The organism is Nocardioides sp. AN3, from assembly GCF_054653495.1.
On record NZ_BAAIGC010000071.1, the window covers coordinates 1 to 1,906 of the forward strand.

Genomic DNA, 1,906 nt, shown 5'->3' on the forward strand with positions numbered 1-1,906 from the left:
GATCCGCGACCTGCGTTTCCCAGGGTCGATTCGCCGGACCCGATGGTGGACAAGGTGGTGGTTGTCGAGCCTGGTCTGATGACGGTTGACCGGCCGCGGCACACGGAGATGCGCAAGGCTGTCCAGGGCTTCTTGACCCCGCGTGCTGTTGAGCGGTGGCGCGAGGGTGTGCGTGAGCTGGTGGAGGGGCTGTTGGATGCCCGGGCCGGCCAGAGCGAGATGGAGTTCAAGGAGGAGATCGCGGCGGTCGTGCCGCGGACCTTCTTGTTCCGGCTGCTCGACGTTCCGCTGGCGGATCTCGATGAGTTGTTTGAGATCACGATGGGGGCGCACAACGGGTCCTTGGACCCGATGCGGATGTATCAGATCCCGGCGGCGCGGCAGCGGATCGCTGAGTATTACCGCCCGATCGTTGAGCACCGCAGCGCTAATCCGGGTGATGACCTGATCTCGATGCTGGTGCAGGGCGAGCAGCAGGGTGCGTTCACGCGTGATGAGGTCTACGAGAACATCGAGCTGTTCATGCTGGCTGGTTTCGGTACCACCAAGCGGCTCTTGTCGAACGGGATGATCGCGTTCTGTCGTCATCCGGAGCAGTGGGCGCTGTTGCATGGTGATCCTGAGGGCATGGTGGTCTCGGCGGTCGAGGAGTGCCTTCGTTTCGATCCTGCTGTGAAGGCGTTCTATCGGCTCGCTGCGGTCGACACCGAGCTGGGTGGGAAGTCGTTGGCGGCTGGTGAGCGGCTGTTGTGTGTGCCGGCCTCGGCCAACCGGGATCCTGAGGTCTTCGACCGGCCCGAGGAGTTCGACATCTCGCGGTTCCCCAACCAGCACGTGTCCTTCGGTGGTGGGGTCCATCACTGTCTGGGGGCGCCGCTGGCGCGGATGATGGCGCAGGAGACGTTGAAGGTTCTGGCGCGCCGGATCTCGCAGGTCCGGCTGACGGATGAGATCTCGTACGCACGCAACTATCTGGGTCACGACCCGGTAAGTGTGCCGCTCGCCTGGACGTGGGCGTAGCGACGACCGCTTTGCGTCGCCTGGAGCGCCCTTTATAGGGCGTTCGGTTATCAATCGAGGAGAAGGACTTATGACTATCAGTTCTGACCGGCGTGTGCTGGTGACCGGAGGCGCGTCCGGGCTCGGGCTGGCGGCCGCGCGTGAGCTGCACGCGAGTGGTTGTCGTGTCGCGCTGCTCGACATCGACGAGGCGGCTCTTGAGAAGGCCAAGTCGGAGCTCGGGGGCGTGAACGTCTCGACCCATCGGGTCGATGTGCGGTTCCCTGCAGCCGTGGAGGAAGCCGTTCGGGGTGCTGTTGCCAGCCTGGGTGGGCTGGACACGCTGGTGGTCTCGGCCGGGGTTGTCCATACCAAGCCCTTGGCTGAGGTGACCGAGGCGGACTGGGACCGGACGCTCGACATCAACCTCAAGGGCCTGTTCTTCACCATCCAGGCCGCGGCTCCTGCTCTGAAGGAGTCGGGTAGGGGACGAATCGTGGTGGTCGGTTCCTATGCTTCGCGTCGCGGGTTCGCGTTGGTGACTGCCTACAGCGCTTCGAAGTTCGGTGTGGTTGGTCTGGTCGAGTCGCTGGCGGAGGAACTCGCCGGGGACAACATCACCGTCAACTGCGTGTGCCCGGTCAGTGTGCCCACCACCGGGATGGGACGCCAGCGCACACTGGAGAAGAGCCGTGCAGCGGGCGTCGCTGTGGAGGACTTCGTCGAGGTGGCCACCAACCGCACCGCCCTGGGCCGCAACGCGACCGAGGCCGACGTCGTGAACGGCATCATGTTCTTCATCCAGGACGAGTCCGACTTCTTGACCGGCGTGGCTCTCGATGTAACCGGCGGCGCCCACGTCGGACACGGCACCCCACTCCGTGGCCGCTGACACCACCACCACCAC

At 64.7% G+C, this 1,906-nt stretch carries 2 protein-coding genes; both read left to right on the forward strand.

Features of this window, described 5'->3' with window-relative positions:
* Positions 1 to 78: 78 nt before the first annotated feature.
* The gene (locus ACYQ1K_RS27785; protein WP_459986868.1) at positions 79 to 1,020 is read left to right on the forward strand and encodes a cytochrome P450; all 942 of its coding nucleotides are present in this window, start codon (positions 79 to 81) and stop codon (positions 1,018 to 1,020) included.
* A gap of 70 nt (positions 1,021 to 1,090) precedes the next feature.
* A complete protein-coding gene (locus tag ACYQ1K_RS27790; RefSeq protein ID WP_459986869.1) occupies positions 1,091 to 1,891 on the forward strand; it encodes an SDR family NAD(P)-dependent oxidoreductase in 801 nt (266 codons plus the stop codon).
* Positions 1,892 to 1,906 lie beyond the last annotated feature (15 nt).

Bases quoted from the DNA above. Each gene is read 5' to 3' on its own strand.
- ACYQ1K_RS27790 (WP_459986869.1), top strand. From the start codon at position 1,091: ATGACTATCAGTTCTGACCGGCGTGTGCTGGTGACCGGAGGCGCGTCC.
- ACYQ1K_RS27785 (WP_459986868.1), top strand. From the start codon at position 79: ATGACGGTTGACCGGCCGCGGCACACGGAGATGCGCAAGGCTGTCCAG.